The sequence below is a fragment of the Hephaestia caeni genome (genome assembly GCF_003550065.1).
Classification (GTDB): domain Bacteria; phylum Pseudomonadota; class Alphaproteobacteria; order Sphingomonadales; family Sphingomonadaceae; genus Sphingomonas; species Sphingomonas caeni_A.
In genome coordinates this window covers 118122-137946 of the sequence record NZ_QXDC01000006.1, presented here as the reverse complement: position 1 = coordinate 137946, position 19825 = coordinate 118122, and the positions used below count along the sequence as shown (strand labels likewise).

23 protein-coding genes are annotated in these 19825 nt (G+C 65.6%); 6 read left to right on the top strand and 17 right to left on the bottom strand.

Annotation, left to right across the window (positions count from 1 at the left end):
• Positions 1–2: 2 nt before the first annotated feature.
• From rplB to rpsJ, 5 genes are all read right to left on the bottom strand, one after another.
• A complete protein-coding gene (gene rplB, locus DFR49_RS21165) occupies positions 3–839 on the bottom strand; it encodes a 50S ribosomal protein L2 (RefSeq protein ID WP_119037656.1) in 837 nt (278 codons plus the stop codon).
• Positions 840–841: 2 nt separating this feature from the next.
• The gene (locus DFR49_RS21160) at positions 842–1159 is read right to left on the bottom strand and encodes a 50S ribosomal protein L23 (protein WP_119037655.1); all 318 of its coding nucleotides are present in this window, start codon (positions 1157–1159) and stop codon (positions 842–844) included.
• Complete coding sequence (gene rplD, locus DFR49_RS21155; protein WP_119037654.1) at positions 1152–1781, bottom strand: 50S ribosomal protein L4; 630 nt, start codon at positions 1779–1781, stop codon at positions 1152–1154. The genes DFR49_RS21160 and rplD overlap by 8 nt, the downstream gene beginning before the upstream one ends.
• A gap of 2 nt (positions 1782–1783) precedes the next feature.
• Complete coding sequence (gene rplC / locus DFR49_RS21150; protein ID WP_119037653.1) at positions 1784–2539, bottom strand: 50S ribosomal protein L3; 756 nt, start codon at positions 2537–2539, stop codon at positions 1784–1786.
• 247 nt (positions 2540–2786) lie between these two features.
• Positions 2787–3098, bottom strand: a complete 312-nt coding sequence (gene rpsJ, locus DFR49_RS21145) for a 30S ribosomal protein S10 (RefSeq protein WP_119037652.1) — start codon at positions 3096–3098, stop codon at positions 2787–2789.
• Between the two features lie 343 nt (positions 3099–3441).
• On the opposite strand from rpsJ, the gene DFR49_RS22355 reads away from it, so the two are divergent.
• A complete protein-coding gene (locus tag DFR49_RS22355) occupies positions 3442–3642 on the top strand; it encodes a hypothetical protein (RefSeq protein WP_245968691.1) in 201 nt (66 codons plus the stop codon).
• Between the two features lie 107 nt (positions 3643–3749).
• Here the strand turns inward: DFR49_RS22355 and DFR49_RS21135 are convergent, their stop codons facing one another.
• From DFR49_RS21135 to rpsL, 5 genes are all read right to left on the bottom strand, one after another.
• Positions 3750–4040, bottom strand: coding sequence for a GIY-YIG nuclease family protein (locus tag DFR49_RS21135; RefSeq protein WP_119037650.1), 291 nt, complete (start codon positions 4038–4040; stop codon positions 3750–3752).
• Positions 4041–4229: 189 nt separating this feature from the next.
• The gene (tuf, locus tag DFR49_RS21130; protein WP_119037649.1) at positions 4230–5420 is read right to left on the bottom strand and encodes an elongation factor Tu; all 1191 of its coding nucleotides are present in this window, start codon (positions 5418–5420) and stop codon (positions 4230–4232) included.
• Positions 5421–5525: 105 nt separating this feature from the next.
• Positions 5526–7598 carry an elongation factor G gene (gene fusA / locus DFR49_RS21125; protein WP_119037648.1) on the bottom strand — a complete coding sequence of 691 codons (2073 nt, stop codon included), beginning with the start codon at positions 7596–7598 and terminating at the stop codon, positions 5526–5528.
• Between the two features lie 54 nt (positions 7599–7652).
• On the bottom strand, positions 7653–8123 hold the full coding sequence (gene rpsG, locus DFR49_RS21120; protein WP_119037647.1) for a 30S ribosomal protein S7: 471 nt from the start codon (positions 8121–8123) through the stop codon (positions 7653–7655).
• A 160-nt stretch (positions 8124–8283) separates the two neighbouring features.
• Entirely contained in the window at positions 8284–8655 is a 372-nt protein-coding gene (rpsL, locus tag DFR49_RS21115; protein ID WP_119037768.1) for a 30S ribosomal protein S12, read from the bottom strand.
• Between the two features lie 338 nt (positions 8656–8993).
• Between rpsL and DFR49_RS21110 the strand changes: the two genes are divergently transcribed.
• Positions 8994–9395 carry a bactofilin family protein gene (locus DFR49_RS21110; protein WP_119037646.1) on the top strand — a complete coding sequence of 134 codons (402 nt, stop codon included), beginning with the start codon at positions 8994–8996 and terminating at the stop codon, positions 9393–9395.
• A gap of 31 nt (positions 9396–9426) precedes the next feature.
• Positions 9427–9882, top strand: coding sequence for a GFA family protein (locus DFR49_RS21105; protein WP_119037645.1), 456 nt, complete (start codon positions 9427–9429; stop codon positions 9880–9882).
• A 111-nt stretch (positions 9883–9993) separates the two neighbouring features.
• Here the strand turns inward: DFR49_RS21105 and lpdA are convergent, their stop codons facing one another.
• Genes lpdA through DFR49_RS21085 form a run of 4 tightly spaced genes read right to left on the bottom strand, consistent with a single transcriptional unit; the run spans position 9994 to position 13393 of the window.
• Positions 9994–11409, bottom strand: coding sequence for a dihydrolipoyl dehydrogenase (lpdA, locus tag DFR49_RS21100; RefSeq protein ID WP_119037644.1), 1416 nt, complete (start codon positions 11407–11409; stop codon positions 9994–9996).
• Positions 11410–11465: 56 nt separating this feature from the next.
• The gene (locus DFR49_RS21095) at positions 11466–11867 is read right to left on the bottom strand and encodes an acyl-CoA thioesterase (protein ID WP_119037643.1); all 402 of its coding nucleotides are present in this window, start codon (positions 11865–11867) and stop codon (positions 11466–11468) included.
• Entirely contained in the window at positions 11860–12069 is a 210-nt protein-coding gene (locus DFR49_RS21090) for a hypothetical protein (RefSeq protein WP_119037642.1), read from the bottom strand. The genes DFR49_RS21095 and DFR49_RS21090 overlap by 8 nt, the downstream gene beginning before the upstream one ends.
• A 1-nt stretch (position 12070) precedes the next feature.
• Positions 12071–13393, bottom strand: a complete 1323-nt coding sequence (locus DFR49_RS21085; protein WP_119037764.1) for a pyruvate dehydrogenase complex dihydrolipoamide acetyltransferase — start codon at positions 13391–13393, stop codon at positions 12071–12073.
• 146 nt (positions 13394–13539) lie between these two features.
• Between DFR49_RS21085 and DFR49_RS21080 the strand changes: the two genes are divergently transcribed.
• Positions 13540–13992 carry a universal stress protein gene (locus tag DFR49_RS21080; protein ID WP_119037641.1) on the top strand — a complete coding sequence of 151 codons (453 nt, stop codon included), beginning with the start codon at positions 13540–13542 and terminating at the stop codon, positions 13990–13992.
• Between the two features lie 195 nt (positions 13993–14187).
• On the opposite strand, the gene DFR49_RS21075 is transcribed toward DFR49_RS21080, so the two are convergent.
• Genes DFR49_RS21075 through DFR49_RS21065 form a run of 3 tightly spaced genes read right to left on the bottom strand, consistent with a single transcriptional unit; the run spans position 14188 to position 16339 of the window.
• A complete protein-coding gene (locus DFR49_RS21075) occupies positions 14188–14823 on the bottom strand; it encodes a peptidylprolyl isomerase (protein ID WP_119037762.1) in 636 nt (211 codons plus the stop codon).
• A 26-nt stretch (positions 14824–14849) separates the two neighbouring features.
• Positions 14850–15677: a 2,3,4,5-tetrahydropyridine-2,6-dicarboxylate N-succinyltransferase gene (dapD, locus tag DFR49_RS21070; RefSeq protein ID WP_119037640.1), complete on the bottom strand. Its 828-nt coding sequence runs from the start codon at positions 15675–15677 to the stop codon at positions 14850–14852.
• Positions 15674–16339, bottom strand: coding sequence for a pyrimidine 5'-nucleotidase (locus DFR49_RS21065; protein ID WP_119037639.1), 666 nt, complete (start codon positions 16337–16339; stop codon positions 15674–15676). The genes dapD and DFR49_RS21065 overlap by 4 nt, the downstream gene beginning before the upstream one ends.
• 305 nt (positions 16340–16644) lie before the next feature.
• On the opposite strand from DFR49_RS21065, the gene DFR49_RS21060 reads away from it, so the two are divergent.
• The gene (locus DFR49_RS21060; protein WP_245968689.1) at positions 16645–18720 is read left to right on the top strand and encodes a S8 family peptidase; all 2076 of its coding nucleotides are present in this window, start codon (positions 16645–16647) and stop codon (positions 18718–18720) included.
• A gap of 55 nt (positions 18721–18775) precedes the next feature.
• A complete protein-coding gene (locus DFR49_RS21055) occupies positions 18776–19762 on the top strand; it encodes an LLM class flavin-dependent oxidoreductase (RefSeq protein ID WP_119037760.1) in 987 nt (328 codons plus the stop codon).
• The last annotated feature ends 63 nt before the right edge of the window (positions 19763–19825 follow it).

Genomic DNA, 19825 nt, shown 5'->3' with positions numbered 1-19825 from the left:
GATTACCTCTTCTTCTTCGCGTGACGCGACCGGATGATCATCTTGTCGGTCTGCTTGTTGTGGCGCGTGCGCGCACCCTTGGTCGGCTTGCCCCACGGCGTGACCGGATGACGGCCGCCCGAGGTCCGGCCCTCACCACCGCCGTGCGGATGGTCGACCGGGTTCTTGGCGACGCCGCGCGTCAGCGGGCGCTTGCCCAGCCAGCGATTGCGACCCGCCTTGGCGAGATTCTGGTTCTGGTTGTCGGGGTTCGACACCGCGCCGATCGTCGCCATGCAATCGGAACGGATATAGCGCTGCTCGCCCGAGTTGAGGCGCACCATCACCATCCCGCGATCGCGCCCGACGACCTGCACATAGGTACCCGCCGAACGCGCGATCTGGCCGCCCTTGCCCGGCTTCATCTCCACGTTGTGGACGATGGTGCCGATCGGCATCTGGCCCAGTTCCATCGCGTTGCCCGGCTTGACGTCGGTCTTCTTGCCCGCGACCACCTTGTCACCGACCGCGAGGCGCTGCGGCGCGATGATATAGGCCAGCTCGTCGTCGGCGTACTTCACCAGCGCGATGAACGCGGTGCGGTTGGGATCGTATTCGATCCGCTCTACCGTGCCTTCGACATCCCATTTGCGGCGCTTGAAATCGATGAAACGATAGCGCTGCTTGTGGCCGCCGGCGATGCCGCGCGAGGTGACGTGGCCCTTGTTATTGCGGCCGCCGGTCTTGCGCTTGCCTTCAGTGAGCGCCTTGACGGGGCCACCCTTGTGCAGGCCCGAGCGATCGATCAAGATCAGGCCGCGTCGCGACGGGCTCGTCGGATTGTAATGCTTGAGCGCCATGATCAGTTGACCCCCTGCGTCACGTCGATCGACTGCCCGTCCTTGAGCGTGACGATCGCCTTCTTCATGTCCGAGCGCACATAGGGCTTGCCCTTCCAGCGCTTGGTCTTGCCCTTCTGCGTGATCGTGTTCACGCCCGTCACGCTGACGTCGAAGATCGCCTCGACCGCCGCCTTGATCTCGGGCTTGGTCGCGTCGCGCGCGACCTTGAACACCACCGCGTTGTTCTCGCTCATCAGCGTCGACTTTTCGGTGATGTGCGGCGCGACGAGCACGTCATAATGACGATTGTCGACCGCGTCCTTCTGCTTCTTAGCCATTGAAGCGCGCCTCCAGCTTCTCGACGGCCGCGCGGGTGAGGACCAGCGTGTCGGCCTTGAGGATGTCGTAAACATTGGCGCCGATCGCCGGCAGCACGTTCACGTTGAACAGGTTGCCCGCGGCGAGCGCGAAGCTGTTCTCGACCGCATCGCCGTCGATCACGAGCGCCGACTTGCCGAAGCCCAGCTTGGCGAGATCGGCGGTGAGCGCCTTGGTCTTGCCGTCCTTGACCGCGATCGAATCCATGACGATCAGCGAGCCGGCCTTGGCGTGGCTGCTGAGCGCCATCTTGAGACCGAGCGCGCGAACCTTCTTGTTCAGCGACGGGTTGAAGTCGCGGACCCGCGGGCCATGCGCCTTGCCGCCGCCGATGAAGATCGGGGCGCGGCGATCGCCGTGACGGGCGGTGCCGCCGCCCTTCTGGCGACCGAACTTCTTGCCGGTGCGGGCGACATCCGAGCGCTCGCGGGCGCCGCGGGCAGTGCCGCGGCGCTTTTCGAGCTGCCAGGTGACGACGCGATGCAGAATATCGGCGCGCGGCTCGACGCCGAACACGTCGTCGTTGAGTTCGACGTCGCCGGCCTTCGCCTTGGCGTCGAAGGAGGATACCTTGACCTTCACGTTCAGCCCTCCTGGCCTTCGGTCGCCTCGGGCGCCGGCGCTTCCTCAGCGGGCGTCTCGGCGGCGGCGGTGTTGCTGTTGGCAGCGGCCTTGAGGCCGGCCGGATACGGCGCATCCTTGTGACGCGCGACCTTGACGGCATCCTTGACGATCAGCCACGCACCCTTCGAGCCGGGCACCGAGCCCTTGACGAAGAGGAGGCCGCGCTCGGCGTCGGTCGAGACGATCTCGAGGTTCTGCTGGGTGCGGTTGCGGTCGCCCATATGGCCCGCCATCTTCTTGTTCTTGAAGACGCGGCCCGGATCCTGGCGGTTACCCGTCGAGCCGTGCGAGCGGTGCGAGACCGAGACGCCGTGGGTGGCGCGCAGACCACCGAAGCCCCAGCGCTTCATCGCGCCGGCGAAGCCCTTGCCCTGGGTACGCCCCGAGACATCGACCATCTGGCCCGCGACGAAATGATCCGCGGAGAGTTCGGCGCCCACATCGAGCAAACCGTCTTCTTCCACGCGGAATTCGCAGAGGATCGCCTTGGGCTCGACCTCGGCCTTGCCGAAATGGCCGCGCTGCGGCTTGGCGACGCTCTTGGTCTTGGCGCTGCCGGCGCCGACCTGGACGGCGGTGTAGCCGTCCCTATCCTTTTCGCGGACGGAGACGACCTGAACGCCTTCGAGCGCCAGAACGGTGACCGGCACATGGCGGCCGTCGTCCTGGAACAGGCGGGTCATCCCCATTTTCTTCGCGATCACGCCAGTGCGCATGATCCAGTGCTCCCAAACAGAGGCACCCCCGGACCATTCCAGGGGTGCTTGCGAATCCGATCGTCGATCGAACCCATGTTCCAGCCCGGAAAATGCGAAGCGAGCCCCCGTCCCGGGCTGGGTGTCCGGCGAACCGGACGTGACGGGAGACGCTGGCCCAGCGGCCGAAGCCGCTGGCGGTATCTCAAAATGTCGTTGCGTCCGCAGGATCGCTCGAATCGAGCGATCGACCGCGGATGCACGGCCCTTAGGCCAGTTTGATCTCTACGTCCACACCCGCGGCGAGATCGAGCTTCATCAGCGCATCGACCGTCTGCGGCGTCGGCTGCACGATATCGAGCATACGCTTGTAGGTGCGGACCTCGAACTGCTCGCGCGACTTCTTGTCGATGTGCGGGCCACGGTTGACCGTGAACTTCTCGATGCGCGTCGGCATGGGAATGGGGCCGCGAATAAGAGCGCCGGTCCGGCGGGCGGTGTCGGCGATGTCGCCGGTCGCCTGATCGAGCACACGATGATCGAACGCCTTCAAGCGAATGCGGATATTCTGCGTTTCCATAACCCTACCGATGCGAAAGAGCGGGGTAGCTCCTCCAATCGTCACGCCGGCGCAAACCGGGGCGACGGCTTGAAAGGCCGCCTCTTGCTGTTCAACCAAAACCGAAGGCGCGCCTTTACGCGGGGATGCCGGGGAGATCAAGCCCTGGGAGAGGGAAATTTCTGCGATTGCCTGTTGCCCCGGGCTGCATGTTGCAGATGTTCCCATCGCGCTTCATGTTGCAGGTATGAGCAGAGAAGACATCCAGCGCAATGCTGAACCCCAACTCATAGCCGACGTTCGGATGTATGAAACACACGATGGCGGACGCGAAGGTCCCGCGCTCCCTGGATGGGGCTGTCCGGTGATGGTCTCAGATGCGGAACCGCTGCAAGGTTGGGATGCGTTGCTGCTACTCCGCGATCAACCTCTTCGTCCCGGCGAAGAACGACGTTTGGGCTTCGTGTTCCTTTCTGGCCAAGAAGCAGCCGATACCTTCAAAACGGCCGGTCAATTCTATTTGTGGGAAGGCCGATTTATCGGAGAAGCCACCGTCGTATCCTAATGTCGTCACCCCGGGCTTGACCCGGGGTCCCGCTGCTTTTCGCCGCCCACGATAAGAAGAAGAAGCGGGATCCCGGCTCAAGGCCGGGATGACGGAGCGGCGCGCGATTACGCCAGATCGTAAAACAGGTCGTGCCACTCGGGATTGGCGCGTTCGATCAGGTCGAATTTCCAGGCGCGGCGCCAGCGTTTGAGGCGCTTTTCGTGAGCGATGGCGTCGGTAATGAGAGGCGTGTGGTCGGCCCAGACGAGGCCGTAGCGGTGGCAGAAGTCGGAACCGTGGCCGGTGCGGTGCTGGTGGACGCGCGACCTGATGTCCGCAGTGACGCCGACATACATCGTGCCGCGGTAGCGATCGGCCATGATGTAGAGCCAGCCGCCGCGATCCTCTCCCCTCATGAGATGAGAAAAGAAGAAGCGGGACCCCGGGTCAAGCCCGGGGTGACGAATGAGGTGGACCGCCCCCCAAAACTCCGTCACCCCGGCCTCCGAGCCGGGGTCCCGCTCCCCTCTCCGACAAACAAAAAGCCCGACCTCCCTCGCGGGAAGCCGGGCTCTTCGATCTCAGCCCCTCACGGAGCCGTGAGATTACTTGTCGATGCCGCTCACCACGCCGGCGCCGACCGTACGGCCGCCCTCGCGGATGGTGAAGCGCTGGCCGACGTCCATCGCGATCGGCGCGATCAGCTTGACGCCGAGCGCGACGTTGTCGCCCGGCATCACCATCTCGGTGCCCTCGGGCAGCTCAACGGTGCCGGTGACGTCGGTCGTGCGGAAGTAGAACTGCGGACGATAGTTGGCGAAGAACGGCGTGTGGCGGCCGCCCTCGTCCTTCGACAGCACGTACACTTCCGACTTGAAGTCGGTGTGCGGCGTGATCGAGCCGGGCTTGGCCAGCACCTGACCACGCTCGACTTCGTCACGGCCGACGCCGCGGATCAGCGCGCCGACATTGTCGCCGGCCTGGCCCTGATCGAGCAGCTTGCGGAACATCTCGACGCCCGTGACCGTGGTCTTGCGGGTATCGTGGATGCCGACGATCTCGACTTCCTCGCCGACCTTGATGATGCCGGTTTCGACACGACCGGTGACGACGGTGCCGCGACCCGAGATCGAGAACACGTCTTCGATCGGCATCATGAACGGCTTGTCGAGCGGACGCTCCGGCTCGGGGATATAGGCATCGACCTGCTTCATCAGCTCGATCACGGCCTTCTTGCCGATTTCCTCGTTCGAATCCTCGAGCGCGGCGAGCGCCGACCCCTTGATGATCGGAATATCATCGCCCGGGAACTCGTACGACGAGAGCAGTTCGCGGATCTCCAGTTCGACGAGTTCGAGGATTTCCTCGTCGTCAACCTGATCGACCTTGTTCATGAACACCACCATCGCCGGCACGCCGACCTGGCGCGCGAGCAGGATGTGCTCGCGGGTCTGCGGCATCGGGCCGTCGGTCGCCGACACGACGAGGATCGCGCCGTCCATCTGCGCGGCGCCGGTGATCATGTTCTTCACATAATCGGCGTGGCCCGGGCAATCGACGTGCGCATAGTGGCGCTTGTCGGTCTCATATTCGACGTGGCTGGTCGCGATCGTGATGCCGCGCTCGCGCTCTTCGGGGGCCTTGTCGATATTGTCATAGGCGGTGAACGTGGCGCCGCCGGTCTCGGCCAGAACCTTGGTGATCGCCGCCGTCAGCGACGTCTTGCCATGATCGACGTGACCGATGGTGCCGATGTTGAGGTGCGGTTTGGTCCGCTCGAACTTTGCCTTGGCCATTTTTCCCTACCTTCTGATTCAAAATTTCGCCGCGAGCGGAGCCGCGCGAACGCGGCCCCATAGCGACTGATTCACCATTATGCCAGCCCAACGCGCCTCAGCGCATTACGCCAGTTTAGCCTTCACTTCGTCGGCGACGTTCTGCGGCACTTCGTCATAGTGCGAGAACTGCATCGAATATTGCGCGCGGCCCTGCGTGAACGAGCGCAACTGATTGACGTAGCCGAACATGTTCGCCAGCGGCACCAGCGCATCGACGGTCTGCGCGTTGCCGCGGCTGTCGGTGCCCTGGATCTGCCCGCGACGCGAGTTCAGATCGCCGATGACGTCGCCGAGATACTCCTCGGGGCTGACGACTTCGACCTTCATGATCGGCTCGAGCAGCTTGATGCCGGCCTTTTGAGCCGCTTCACGCATCGCACCACGCGCGCAGATTTCGAACGCCAGCGCCGACGAATCGACGTCGTGATACTTACCATCGACGAGATGGACCTCGAAATCGATGATCGGGAAGCCGATCAGCGACCCCGTCTCGGCGGTCTCGCGGAAGCCCTTTTCCACCGACGGGATGTATTCGCGCGGCACGTTGCCGCCCTTGATCTCGTCGAAGAACTGGAAGCCCGAGCCGCGCTCGCCGGGAATGACCTTGACCTTGACCTCGCCGAACTGGCCCGAACCACCCGACTGCTTCTTGTGGGTGTAGGTCAGTTCGACCGGCTTGCCGAGATACTCGCGATATGCCACCTGCGGCGCGCCGACATTCGCCTCGACCTTGAACTCACGCTTCATGCGATCGACCAGGATTTCGAGGTGAAGCTCGCCCATTCCCTTGATGATGGTCTGGCCCGATTCGTGATCGGTCGAGACGCGGAACGACGGATCCTCGGCGGCGAGACGATTGAGCGCGATGCCCATCTTCTCCTGGTCCGCCTTGGTCTTGGGCTCGACGCTCAGCTCGATGACCGGATCCGGGAATTCCATCCGCTCGAGGATGATCGGATGCTGCGGATCGCACAGCGTGTCACCGGTCGTCGTTTCCTTGAGACCCGCGATCGCGACGATGTCACCGGCATAGGCCTCGTCGATATCCTCACGCGCGTTGGCGTGCATGAGGAGCATACGACCGATCTTTTCCTTCTTGTCCTTCACCGAGTTCAGATAGCCGCCCTTTTCGAGCTTGCCCGAATAGATGCGTGCGAAGGTGAGACTGCCGACGAACGGATCGTTCATGATCTTGAACGCCAGCGCCGAGAACGGCGCGGTATCCGACGACGGGCGCTCGTCCGGCGTCTCGCCGTCGAGCTTGACGCCCTTGATCGCCGGCACGTCGAGCGGGCTCGGCAGATAATCGACGACCGCGTCGAGCAGCGGCTGGACACCCTTGTTCTTGAACGCCGAACCGCACAGCACGGGGACGAACGAGAAGTTGAGCGTGCCCTTGCGGATCAGCTTGCGCAGCGTCGCGGCATCGGGCTCGGTGCCTTCGAGATACGCTTCCATGACGTCGTCGTCCTGCTCGACCGCCATCTCGATCAGCTCGGAGCGTGCAGCAGCAGCGGCGTCCTTCATGTCGTCAGGAATATCCTGATATTCGAACTTCGCGCCGAGCGATTCCTCGAGCCAGATGATCGCGCGATTCTCGACCAGATCGACCAGGCCCTTGAAGCCGCCCTCGATACCCACCGGCAGATACAGCACCGCCGGGCGCGCGCCCAGGCGATCCTTGATCATGCCGACGCACATCTCGAAATTCGCACCCGTGCGATCGAGCTTGTTGACGAAGCACATACGCGGGACGTGATATTTCTCGGCCTGGCGCCACACCGTCTCGGACTGCGGCTCGACCCCGGCGACGCCATCGAAGCACGCGACCGCGCCGTCGAGCACGCGCAGCGACCGCTCGACCTCGATCGTGAAGTCGACGTGGCCCGGCGTGTCGATGATGTTGATGCGGTGATCGTTCCAGAAACAGGTCGTCGCGGCCGACGTGATCGTGATCCCGCGCTCCTGCTCCTGCTCCATCCAGTCCATCGTCGCAGTCCCCTCATGGGTCTCGCCGATCTTGTAGTTCTTGCCGGTATAGAAAAGGATGCGCTCGGTGGTCGTCGTCTTACCGGCGTCGATGTGCGCCATGATGCCGATATTACGATATTTTTCGAGCGGATGGCTGCGGGCCATGATCTTATCTCCGTGGCCGGAGCGCCATCGACGCCCCGGCAGTTTCCTGAATGCTTACCAGCGGTAGTGGCTGAAGGCGCGGTTCGCCTCGGCCATGCGGTGCGTGTCTTCGCGCTTCTTGACCGCGTTGCCGCGGTTGTTCGACGCATCGAGCAGTTCGCCCGACAGACGACCCGCCATCGTGTGCTCGCTGCGTGCCCGCGCGGCCGCGATCAGCCAGCGGATCGCCAGCGCTTGCGCGCGCTCGGGACGCACCTCGACCGGTACCTGATAGGTCGCACCGCCGACGCGGCGGCTGCGGACCTCGATGCCCGGCTTGATGTTGTTGAGCGCTTCGTGGAACACGCCCAGCGGATCCTTCTTGGCCTTCGCCTCGACGGTATCGAGCGCGCCATAGACGATGCCTTCGGCGACGGCCTTCTTGCCGTCCAGCATCACCGAGTTCATGAATTTCGACAGAACCTCATCACCAAATTTGGGATCAGGCAGGATTTCCCGCTTTTCGGGACGACGACGACGAGACATATCAATCTCTTTCCATTTTCACCGCGCTCCTGCGAAAGCAGGAGCCCAGGACCAAAACCTAAACGGGCGTTTCTTCAAGCGACCGGATCGTGCGGGGCTCTGGATCCCGGACAAAATCATCTGTGACGATTTTTCCGGGATGATCATGCCCCCGGCATGATCACTTCGGACGCTTGGCGCCGTACTTCGAGCGCGACTGGCGGCGATCCTTGACACCCTGGGTATCGAGCACGCCGCGCAGCACGTGATAGCGCACGCCCGGAAGATCGCGCACACGGCCGCCGCGGATCAGGACCACCGAGTGTTCCTGAAGGTTGTGGCCCTCGCCCGGGATGTAGCTGATCACTTCGCGCTGGTTGGTGAGGCGGACCTTGGCCACCTTGCGCAGCGCCGAGTTCGGCTTCTTCGGAGTCGTCGTGTAAACGCGCGTGCAGACACCGCGCTTCTGCGGGTTCTGATCCATCGCAGGGACCTTTGACTTGGCCTTCTGCGGGTCGCGGCCCTTGCGGACCAATTGGTTGATCGTCGGCATGAAGCCCTTCACCTTATGTTACCAGAAATCCTGGCGGTTACTTTGCCGAAAACACGAAACAGCACGAACAGGCCGTTGGACCGTTTGATCGGCCCTGGCCCCGTGCTTTATCGGCAATGTTCAATGCTCTCAGTCGAATGGGCGGCACCGGAGACTCGGCCCCATCACCGCCAGCCCTTCCGCAAGCAGGCGCGGCCTATACTGGCGCGCCCGGTTGGGGTCAACAGCGTCGAACATGGCGCCGCCCAATGTGCCCGGCGACGCCCCGGCCCGCTTGCGGGTGGACGCACCGCCGCCCGGTCGTTAGCACATAACGCGCATTCGAACCGGGGGGCACGATGTTCGGCAACAGGAATGTGGGAAGCACGACGGCGAAGCGCAACGGCTTTTCGGTGCTCGGGCCGGAAGTGACGGTGACGGGTGATATCGAGGCCGATTCGGATTTGCATATCGACGGCACGGTCGCGGGCGATCTCGCCTGCGTGAGCCTGATCCAGACCGGAAGCGGCCGAATCACCGGCGCGGTGCGCGCGCGATCGGCGCGGATCGCCGGCACGATCGAGGGCAGCGTCGCGGTCGACGATCTGACGATCGAGGCCAGTGCGCGCATCCTGGGCGACATCGCCTATGCGTCGATCACGATCGAAGGCGGCGCGACCGTGGAGGGCCGGCTGTCGCGCACCGATGCCGCCGACAAGGGCGCCGACCGGCCCGTAAGGTTGATCGCCGCGGCGGAGTAACGCCCCGGCCCTCTTTCGACAGGAGCAAGCGATGACCGAATGGACGCTGCCGATCGAAGGAGGCTGCCGCTGCGACAAGGTGCGCTTCCGCATCACGCAACCGCCGCTCTTGACGATGGCGTGCCACTGCACCGGCTGCCAGAAGATGAGCGGCAGCGCGTTTTCGACCACGGTGATGGTGCCAAGCGCCGGCTTCGAGGTGACCGCGGGCGCTCCCGTGATCGGCGGGCTGCACGGCGATCGGGCACGGCACCATCATTGCGACTGGTGCAAGAGCTGGCTGTTCACGCGGATCGAGCCCGACATGGGCTTCGTCAACGTCCGCGCGGGCGCGCTCGATGATCCGACGTGGTTCGCGCCGTTCATCGAGAGCTATACCAGCGAGATGCTGCCCTGGGCGAAAACGGGCGCGGCGCACAGCTTCCCGGAATTCCCGTCGATGGACCAGTATCAGCCGATATTGGCGGCGTTTGCCACTCTTTCCTAATCGTCATGCCAGCGCAGGCTGGCATCCATGCCTGCCAGTGATAGGAACGCGCTGGCCCTCCCGATCGCGACAGACATGGACCCCAGCCTTCGCTGGGGTGACGGCAGATCTTCAGATATGTAGCGCCCGTCCGTACGCCGCGAGGACGCTTTCGTGCATCATTTCGCTCAGCGTCGGGTGCGGGAAGACGGTGTTCATCAGTTCGACCTCGGTGGTCTCGAGCGTCTTGCCGACGGTGTAGCCCTGGATCAGTTCGGTGACCTCGGCGCCGATCATATGCGCGCCCAGCAACTCGCCCGTTTTCGCGTCGAACACCGTCTTGATGAAGCCTTCGGCCTCGCCCAGCGCGATCGCCTTGCCGTTGCCGATGAACGGGAAGGTGCCGACCTTCACCTCATAGCCCGCTTCCCTGGCCTTGGCCTCGGTGAGGCCGACGCTCGCGATCTGCGGGTGGCAATAGGTGCAGCCGGGAATGTTGCGCACATCCATTTCGTGGGGATGCACTTGCTTGTTGCCGAGCGCCTGCGCGATCGCCTCGGCGGCGATCACGCCTTCATGGCTCGCCTTGTGCGCGAGCCACGGTGGCGCGGTGACGTCGCCGATCGCCCACAGCCCGTCGACATTGGTGCGGCACAGACCATCGGTCTTGATATGGCCGCGCTCGGTTTCGACCTTGAGCGTATCGAGTCCGATATTCTCGGTGTTGGGGACAATACCGATCGCGACGATGACGTGGCTGAAATCGCCGCTCACGACCTTGCCGTCCTTACCCTTGATCGCGGCCTTGACGCCCTTGTCCGACACGTCGAGCTTCTCGACGCCGGCGCCGGTCATGATCGTCATGCCCTGCTTCTTGAGCGCCTTTTCGAGGAAGGCGGAGACATCCGCATCCTCGACCGGCACGACGCGATCGAGCATTTCGACCACCGTCACGTCGGCGCCCATGTCGTTATAGAAGCTCGCGAACTCGATCCCGATCGCGCCCGAGCCGATGACGAGCAGCTTGGTCGGCATTTCGGGCGGGGTCATCGCCGCGCGATAGGTCCACACGCGCTTGCCGTCGGTCTTGGCGAACGGCAGGTCGCGCGCGCGCGCGCCGGTGGCGACGATGATGTGCTTGGCCGACAGCTCGGTCTTCTTGCCGTCCTTGTCGGTGACGGAAAGCTTGCCCTTCCCCGTCAGCACGCCCTCGCCCATGTGGACGGCGATCTTGTTCTTCTTCATCAGGTGCGTGACGCCCTGATTGAGCTGCTTGGCCACCCCGCGCGAGCGCTTGACCACCGCCGCGATATCCGCGCTGATCTTCTCCGCGACCAGCCCATAATCCTTGGCGTGGTTCATATAATGGAAGATCTCGGCCGAGCGCAGCAGCGCCTTGGTGGGAATGCACCCCCAGTTGAGGCAGATCCCGCCCAGATTCTCGCGCTCGACGATCGCGGTCTTCAGGCCGAGTTGTGCCGCGCGGATCGCGGCGACATAGCCGCCGGGGCCGGAACCGAGAACGATGACGTCGTAAGTGTCAGCCACTTTATACTCCTCGAACGTATATGACCGGCGAACACAGGTCGCCGACGGAACTCATGTCAGGCCGCGTTTTCCATCGGCGGCACCCGCCGGGGGTGCCGTTCCTCATCGATCGCGACGAAGACGAACTTGGCCTGCGTTACCTTGTGGGTATCCTCGCTGTGGCGGGCGCGGCGCCAGGCTTCGACGTCGATCGTCATCGACGTGGTGCCGACGCTCACCAGATGCGCGAACACCGACACGTCGTCCCCGACGAACACCGGGTGGTGGAACTTCATGCCCTCGACCGCCACGGTGACGGCGCGGCCCTTCGAATGGCGCGACGCGACCACGCCCGCGGCCATGTCCATATGGCCCATCAGCCAGCCGCCGAAGATGTCGCCATAGGGATTGGCGTCGGCGGGCATCGCGGTAATCCGGATCGCGGGCGCGACCGTGGGCATTACCTCGTCATCACCCATGAGCACGCCTCCGCTTGCGGGTAACGCGGATCGCGCGGCGCAGCGGGTTGATCCCCATCAACACCGTCAGCACCATCGCGACCCCGCCGATCGTCCAGATCGTCTTTTCGCCCAGCGGATAAGCCCAGGCCGACACCCACGTCACCGCCAGCGCGGCGGCGAGGCCGGCGAGGATGTGCAAAGCTTCGGCGGCGATCCGCATCTCACGCGATCATGCCGAGCGGCGCCTCGACAAGCTCCTTGAACAATTTGAGCATCGCCGCCCCGTCCGCGCCGTCAATCGCACGGTGATCGAAGCTGCCGGTAACGCTCATCACCGTCGCGACGCCAAGCGCGTCGTCGACGATATACGGCCGCTTCTCGCCCGCGCCGACCGCGAGGATCATCCCCTGCGGCGGGTTGATCACCGCATCGAACTGCTTGATGCCGAACATGCCCATATTCGAGATGCTGGCGGTGCCGCCCTGATATTCCTGCGGTTGCAGCTTGTTCTCCTTGGCGCGACCGGCAAGTTCCTTCATCTCGGTCGAGATCGCCGAGACGCTCTTGTTGGCGGCATCGCGGATGATCGGCGTGATCAGCCCTGACGGCGTCGAGACCGCGACCGACACATCGGCGCGCTTGTAGGCGATCAGCTTGTCGCCCGCGTAGGTGACGTTGCACTTGGGCGACGCTTCGAGCGTGACGCCAAGCGCCTTGATCAGCAGATCGTTGACCGACAATTTGACGCCGCGGCCGCTGAGCGCCGCGTTGAGATCGGCGCGCAGCTTGAGCAGCGCGTCGAGCCGGACATCGACCGTCAGATAGATGTGCGGGATCGTCTGCTTCGCCTCGGTCAGGCGCCGCGCGATCGTCTTGCGGATGTTGGAGAGCTTCTCTTCCTCGTGCGGGATCGAATCGTCGTACCACACCGCCTTGGCCTCGGCGGGTGCCGCGGCCGGTGCGGGCGCGGCGCTCGGGGCGGCGGCTTCGGCCTTTTTCGCAGGCGCGGCGCCGGGCTTGGCGCCCTCGACATCGGCCTTGACGATTCGGCCGCCGGGGCCGGTGCCCTCGACCGCCGACAGGTCGACGCCCTTGTCGGCGGCGATGCGGCGCGCAAGCGGGCTCGCCTTGACGCGATCGTCATCGGAGGATGCGGGCTGCGCCGGCGTCGGTTCGGCCGCTTTGGTTTCCGCCTTGTCCTCGGCCTTCGGAGTATCCTTGGGCTCGCTGGCGGCGGGTTTCGATTCTTCGGCCTTCGGCGCTGCTTCCTTTGGAGGCGCTTCGACGGCCGACGCATCCTCGCCTTCCTCGGCGAGGATCGCGATCACCGCGCCTACCTTCACCCCGTCGGCGCCTTCGGGCACCAATATCTTCGCGATCGTGCCTTCGTCGACCGCCTCGAATTCCATCGTCGCCTTGTCGGTCTCGATCTCGGCCATCAGATCGCCTGCCGACACCGTGTCGCCTTCCTTGACGAGCCATTTGGCGAGCGTGCCCTCCTCCATCGTGGGCGACAAAGCGGGCATCTTGATCTCGATCGGCATCGAATGGGGAATCCTTGTATCCTGCGCCGGGGTGGCGATGGGCGCGATGGCTTCCTTCGTCATCAACGCGCACGCGTCAAGACCGTGCCCTTGCGCGAAGCCGATTTGGGCGCCACCTTCGCCCCCGCAAGGGGGAAACTGGCGATATGCGCATCTATCTGGTCGTGATCGACGAATCACCCGAAGCGAGCGTGGCACTGCGCTTCGCCGCGCGCCGCGCGGTGAAAACCGGCGGCGCGGTGGAAATTCTCGCGCTGCTGCCGCCTCCCGAATTCGTCCAATGGGGCGGCGTGCAGGCGACGATCGAGGAAGAAGCGCGGCTGAAAGCCGAAGGACTGGTCGCCGCGGCGGCGGGCACGCTGGTCGAGGAATCGGGGCTCAAGCCCTCGATCACGGTGCGCCAGGGCGAGGCGCGCAAGGTGATCAGAGAGATCATCGCTCAAACCCCCGACATCGCCGCGCTGGTGCTCGCGACCGCCAAAAGCGGCGCGCCGGGGCCGCTGGTGAGCTATTTCGCCAGCTCCGACGGCGGCCTGCCGGTGCCGCTGATGATCGTACCGGGCGGATTGGACAACGAAGCGATCGACCGGCTGAGCTGAAAGCCGGTCGGCACGACACGCGTCGGTGCTTGCCCCTTCGGGAACGTCGTCACTGAATCGCCCCTGCCCACTTCCCCGGCGAAGGCCGGGGTCCAGCATCGAACCGGCCGTAACTAGGCCCCGGCCTTCGCCGGGGAAGAGAACAAAGGTAGGTATCCGAAGGGGATAGATGCAAGTGCTGCCGATCAACGCTCCCTACCGTGGGTTGAACAGCGTCCACGGTTTGGGCCGGCCGGTGGGCTTGGGCGTGCCGTCGAGACGGACCGCGCGGATCAGGCGGACGGGCTTGAGGATCATCTGCCCACGCATCGCCCCGCGCCCGCCGCCGGTGGGCAATGCGAGGATGCGCTTCACCACATCCATGCCCGCCACCACCTTCCCGAAGGCGGCATAGCCGCGATAGCCGCGCTTCGCATCGAGCGACGGGTTGGCGCCGACCATGATCGAGAAATTGCCGTTGGCCGAATCCTCATCGGCGCCGTGCGCCATCGAGATCACCGCATCGAGATGCCGGAGCCCGGTCTTGTCGGTGGGTTCGAGCACCAGCGGCGGCAGGCGGCGGCGCGCGTCCATGCCGATTCCACCCTGGACGAAGCCGAACTTCGGCGCCCCCTTGCGCCGCGACGCGCGGTAGAAACTGGTGCCGTCGAGCCGCCCGTCATCGACATAAGCGAGAAAGTTGGCGGTCGTCGCGGGCGCATGACGCTGATCGAGCGCGACGACGATCCGCCCCGCCGACGTCTCGATCGCCACACGCACGAAGCCGGGCGTGGCGCGGGTGGCGGACTGGCCGAGCGCCGGCACGGCCAGCGCCAGCGCGAGCAATGCGATCAGGCCCGGCCCGCTCCGCACGGCGTTCAATCGCGCAGCAGCTCGTTGATGCTGGTCTTGGAACGCGTCTGCGCGTCGACCTGCTTGACGATCACCGCGCAATAGAGCGCGGGCTTGCCGTCACCACCGCCCATGCTGCCCGGCACCACCACCGCATAAGGCGGCACCTCGCCGCGATGGACTTCGCCGGTTGCGCGATCGACGATCTTGGTCGAGGCGCCGAGATAGACCCCCATCGAGAGCACCGCGCCCTCCCCCACACGCACGCCCTCTGCCACTTCGGCACGCGCGCCGATGAACGCGCCGTCGCCGATGATGACGGGATCGGCCTGGAGCGGCTCAAGCACGCCGCCGATGCCGGCCCCGCCCGAGAGATGGACGTTCTTGCCGATCTGCGCGCAACTGCCGACGGTCGCCCAGGTATCGACCATCGTGCCCTCGCCGACATGCGCGCCGATGTTGACGAAGCTGGGCATCAGCACCGCGCCCTTGCCGATGAACGCGCCCCGCCGCACGATCGCGCCGGGCACCGCGCGGAAGCCCGCGTCGCGGAATTCGTTCGCGGCCCAGCCGGAGAATTTGGAGGGCACCTTGTCCCACCAATTGGCGCCGCCGGGGCCGCCCGCGATCTCGGTCATGTCGTTCAGGCGAAACGAGAGCAGCACGGCTTTCTTGAGCCACTGGTTGACGCGCCAGCCGCCCGCGCCGTCGGGCTCGGCGACGCGCGCCGCGCCTGTATCGAGCTGCGCCAGCGCCTGATCGACCGCCTGACGCACCGGACCCTTGGTGTCGCCGCCGATCGAATCGCGGTCCTCCCAGGCGGCGTCGATCGTCGCTTGAAGGGTCTCGCTCATTCTTCCTCCTGAAGTGTGTGCAGCCAGGCTGCGATATCGGCCACCTTGTGGTCGACGAAACTGCGATCCTCGCCGATACCCTGTTCGGAGCCGTTGTCGACCCATACCGTCGTCATCCCGATCGCTTTGGCGGGCGCGAGGTTGCGCGCCATGTCATCGGCGAACAGGCAGCGGGCGGGATCGAGATCATAGGCGGCGCACAGCCCGGCATAGGCATCGGGGTGCGGCTTGGGGGTATAATTGGTCGCGCGCAGATCGAACAGCGCCTCGAAACTGTCGTCCAATCCGAGCCGGGCGAGCACGCGGCGCGCATAAGGCGCATCGGCGTTGGTGAAGACCAGCTTGCGCCCCGGCAGCGCGGCAATGCCCGCGACCAGCGGCGCATCACGCTCGAGTTGGTCGAGCGCGATATCGTGGACATCGTCGAGATAGTCGATCGGATCGACGTCATGCTCGGCCATCAGCCCGGCAAGCGTCGTGCCGTGGCGGTGGAAATAGTCTTTCTGAATCCGCCGCGCCTCGATCGGGTCGCAATCGAAAAGGCGCGCGACATAGGCGCCGATCCGCTCGTCGATCCGCGCGAACAGATTGGTCGACGCCGGATAGAGCGTGTTGTCGAGATCGAAGATCCAGGTATCGATATGAGCGAGATCGGCGCGCATTGCCGCGCACGCTTAGGCGGGCGGGCGCAGGCGGGCAAGGCGGATGGACAGGACGGGGGCGATTGTGCGACGTTCCGATACGAGGTGGGATTATGTTGCGGAAATCGCGCAATCTTCTTGTTGCGATCGGCATCTCAGCGCTTTCCGCGCTAACGGCCGCTTGCGGCGGCGGGGGTGGCGTTCGCAGCACCCCGACCCCGCCCAGAGCAACCCCGCCACCCCCACCGACCCCCACACCACCGCCCACACCCCCGCCTGCCGCCTATGATACGGCTGAATATCGCGCGACCGTCGGCGCGGTTTCGATGAACGCGCTCGCCGCCTATCAGGAAGGCGCGACCGGCGCGGGCGTGAAGGTGGGGGTGATCGACAGCGGGATCGATCTCCAGAGCCAGGAATTCCCCGGTCGGATCGATCCGGCATCGGTCGATGTCGCCGCGACCCGCGGGCTCGACGATCAAGGCGGGCACGGCACCGCGGTCGCGTTCACGATCGCCGGCCGCCGCAACGGTGCCGGCACCCACGGGGTCGCCTTCGATTCGACCTTGCTCGTGATGCGCGCCGACGCGCCGGGAAGCTGCACCACGACCGGCGACGATGGCGGCTGTACATTCGACGACGACGCGATCGCGCGCGGCGTCGATCGGGTAGCGACCAACGGCGCGCGCGTCATCAACATCTCGCTCGGCGGCGAAGCGGCGAGCCCCGAACTGGTCGACGCGATTCGCCGCGCGACGCAGCAGGGGGTCATCATCGTGATCAGCGCGGGCAACGATGCGACCCCCAATCCCGACCCCCTCGCCGCGGTGGCGACCACCGACGCGGCGCACGGGATGGTGATCATCGCCGGCTCGGTCGGGGCGGCCGATACACTCTCCGATTTCAGCGACAAGGCGGGCAACGGTGCGGCGCATTATCTGGCCGCGGTCGGCGAAGGCGTGCGCGCGCCCGACCAGAATGACACGCCCTTTATCTGGAGTGGCACCTCGTTCGCCGCGCCGCAGATCGCCGGCGCGGTCGCGTTGCTCGCGCAGGCATTCCCCAACCTTTCGGGCGCCCAGATCATCCAGATCCTCTACGATTCGGCGCGCGATGTGGGCGCGCCCGGCGTGGATTCCGTCTACGGCCACGGCGTGCTCGATCTTACCCATGCGTTCCAGCCGTTGGGGGGAAGCTCGATCGCGGGCACGCCGTCAGCGGTATCGCTGACGACCAACGCAACCCTGTCGACACCGATGGGCGATGCCGCGCAAACCGGGCTCGGCGCGGTGATCCTCGACGGCTTCGATCGCGCCTTTGCGATCGATCTGGCCCACACGATCGATACGAGTGGTCTGGCGCCGACGCTGACCGGCGCGCTCTCGACACGCGAGCGCAGGCTGGCGGGCACGCTCGGCGCGACGATGGTGTCGCTCACGATCGCGCCCGGCGCGCCCATGCCCTCGATCGTACCGACGCGGCTCTCGCCCGACGATGCGCGCCAGGCCCGCGCGATTGCCGGGCTGGTGACAAGCAGGCTGGGCGGCGAGGCCAGGTTCGCGATCGGCTTTGCGCGCAGCAGTGCGACGCTGACCGCGCAACTGGCCGGGCGCACCGAGCCCGCGTTTCTGGTCGCAAGCGATCCGACGCGCGAACAGGGCTTCGCATCGGACATCGGTGGATCGGCCGCGATCCGGCAGCCGTTCGGCGGCTGGGGCGTGACCGCCGCGGCCGAGAGCGGCGCGGTGCTCAACCGAAACGATGGCGCGCTGCCGGCGATCGCCGACCGCTACCGGCGAACGGGCTATGACCGCTTCTCGATCGGGATCGATCGTCGTGTCGGTGCGCTTGGTGCCACGGCCGCGGTCGCCCGGCTCGATGAGCGGGACAGCGTGCTGGGCGCGCGCTTCGGCGGCGCGCTCGGGGCGAACCGCGCGACGAGCTGGTTCGTCGATGCGGGCGCACGCTGGGATGCGGGCGGCGGGTGGAGCGTGGGCGGCGCGATGCGGTTGGGCTGGACGCGTGCCGAGGTGCGTGGTGGACTCGACGGCGCGGGGCGCATCCACACCAGCGCCTTCGCCGCCGATATCGGCAAGCAGGGCGTGTTCGGCGACGATACGGTCGGGCTGCGCATCGCCCAGCCGCTGCGTGTCGCCAAAGGCGGGATCGATCTGACGCTACCGACCCATTGGGACTATGCGACGCTCGCGGTCGATCGCTGGACGACGCAGCGCCTCAACCTCGCCCCGACCGGCCGCGAGATCGATATCGAGGCACGCTATGGCCGCTGGCTGGGCGCCGGCTGGCTCGATACCAATGTCTTCTGGCGCCGCGATCCCGCCAATATCGCCGATCTCCCCGACGATTACGGGGCAGCGATGCGCTATTCGCTGAACTTTTGATCGGGCAAGCCCTGCTTGAGTGGCAAACGCGGTGGCACAGCCCCATCTTGCCGCGATGACCGCTTTTTCCCTGCTCGATCTCGCCCCCATCGTCGAGGGCGGCAGCGCCGCCGCGGCGCTTGCCAATTCGGCCGATCTCGCGCGCCATGCCGAGGCGCTGGGCTTCACCCGCTATTGGGTCGCCGAACATCACGGGATGGCGGGGATCGCCTCGGCCGCGACCGCGGTGGTGATCGGGCATATCGCGGCGGCGACGAGCCGCATCCGCATCGGTGCGGGCGGGATCATGCTGCCCAACCACGCGCCGATCGTGATCGCCGAGCAATTCGGGACGCTCGACGCGCTGTTTCCCGGCCGCATCGATCTCGGGCTTGGCCGCGCGCCGGGATCGGACCAGCGCGTCGCGCGCGCGCTCAGGCGAACGCTCGACAGCGATCCCAATGCCTTCCCGCGCGACGTGATCGAGTTGCAAAGCTATTTCGCCGACGACGGCCAGACCGGCATCCGCGCGGTGCCCGGCGCGGGCGCCAATGTGCCGATCTGGATATTGGGATCGAGTCTGTTCGGCGCGCAGCTCGCCGCGATGCTCGGGCTGCCCTACGCCTTCGCCTCGCATTTCGCACCCGATGCGCTCGATCAGGCGCTGGAGATCTACCGCCGCGACTTCCGGCCTTCGGCGCAGCTCGATCGGCCCTATGCGATGGCGGGGTTCAACGTCTTCGCCGCCGACAGCGATGCCGAGGGTGAATTGATCGCAAGCTCGCAACAGCAGGCGTTCGTCGCGCTGCGCACCGGCCATCCGCGCCAATTGCCGCCGCCGGTCGCGGGCTATCGCGACAGCCTGGGCGAGCAGGGCCGCGCGACCCTCGATCACGTGCTGCAATGTTCGGCGGTCGGCGGGCCGGACACGGTCGCGCGCGGGATCGCCGCGTTCGTCGAGCGGACGCAGGTGGACGAAGTGATGATCGCCAGCGCGATCTACGATCACGACGCGCGCAAGCGTAGCCTGGCGATCACCGCCGAAGCGATGCGGGGGATTTGACCCCTTTTTCCGTCATGCCGGACTTGTTCCGGCATCCAACCCACCACGAGCGCCAACGCTGGA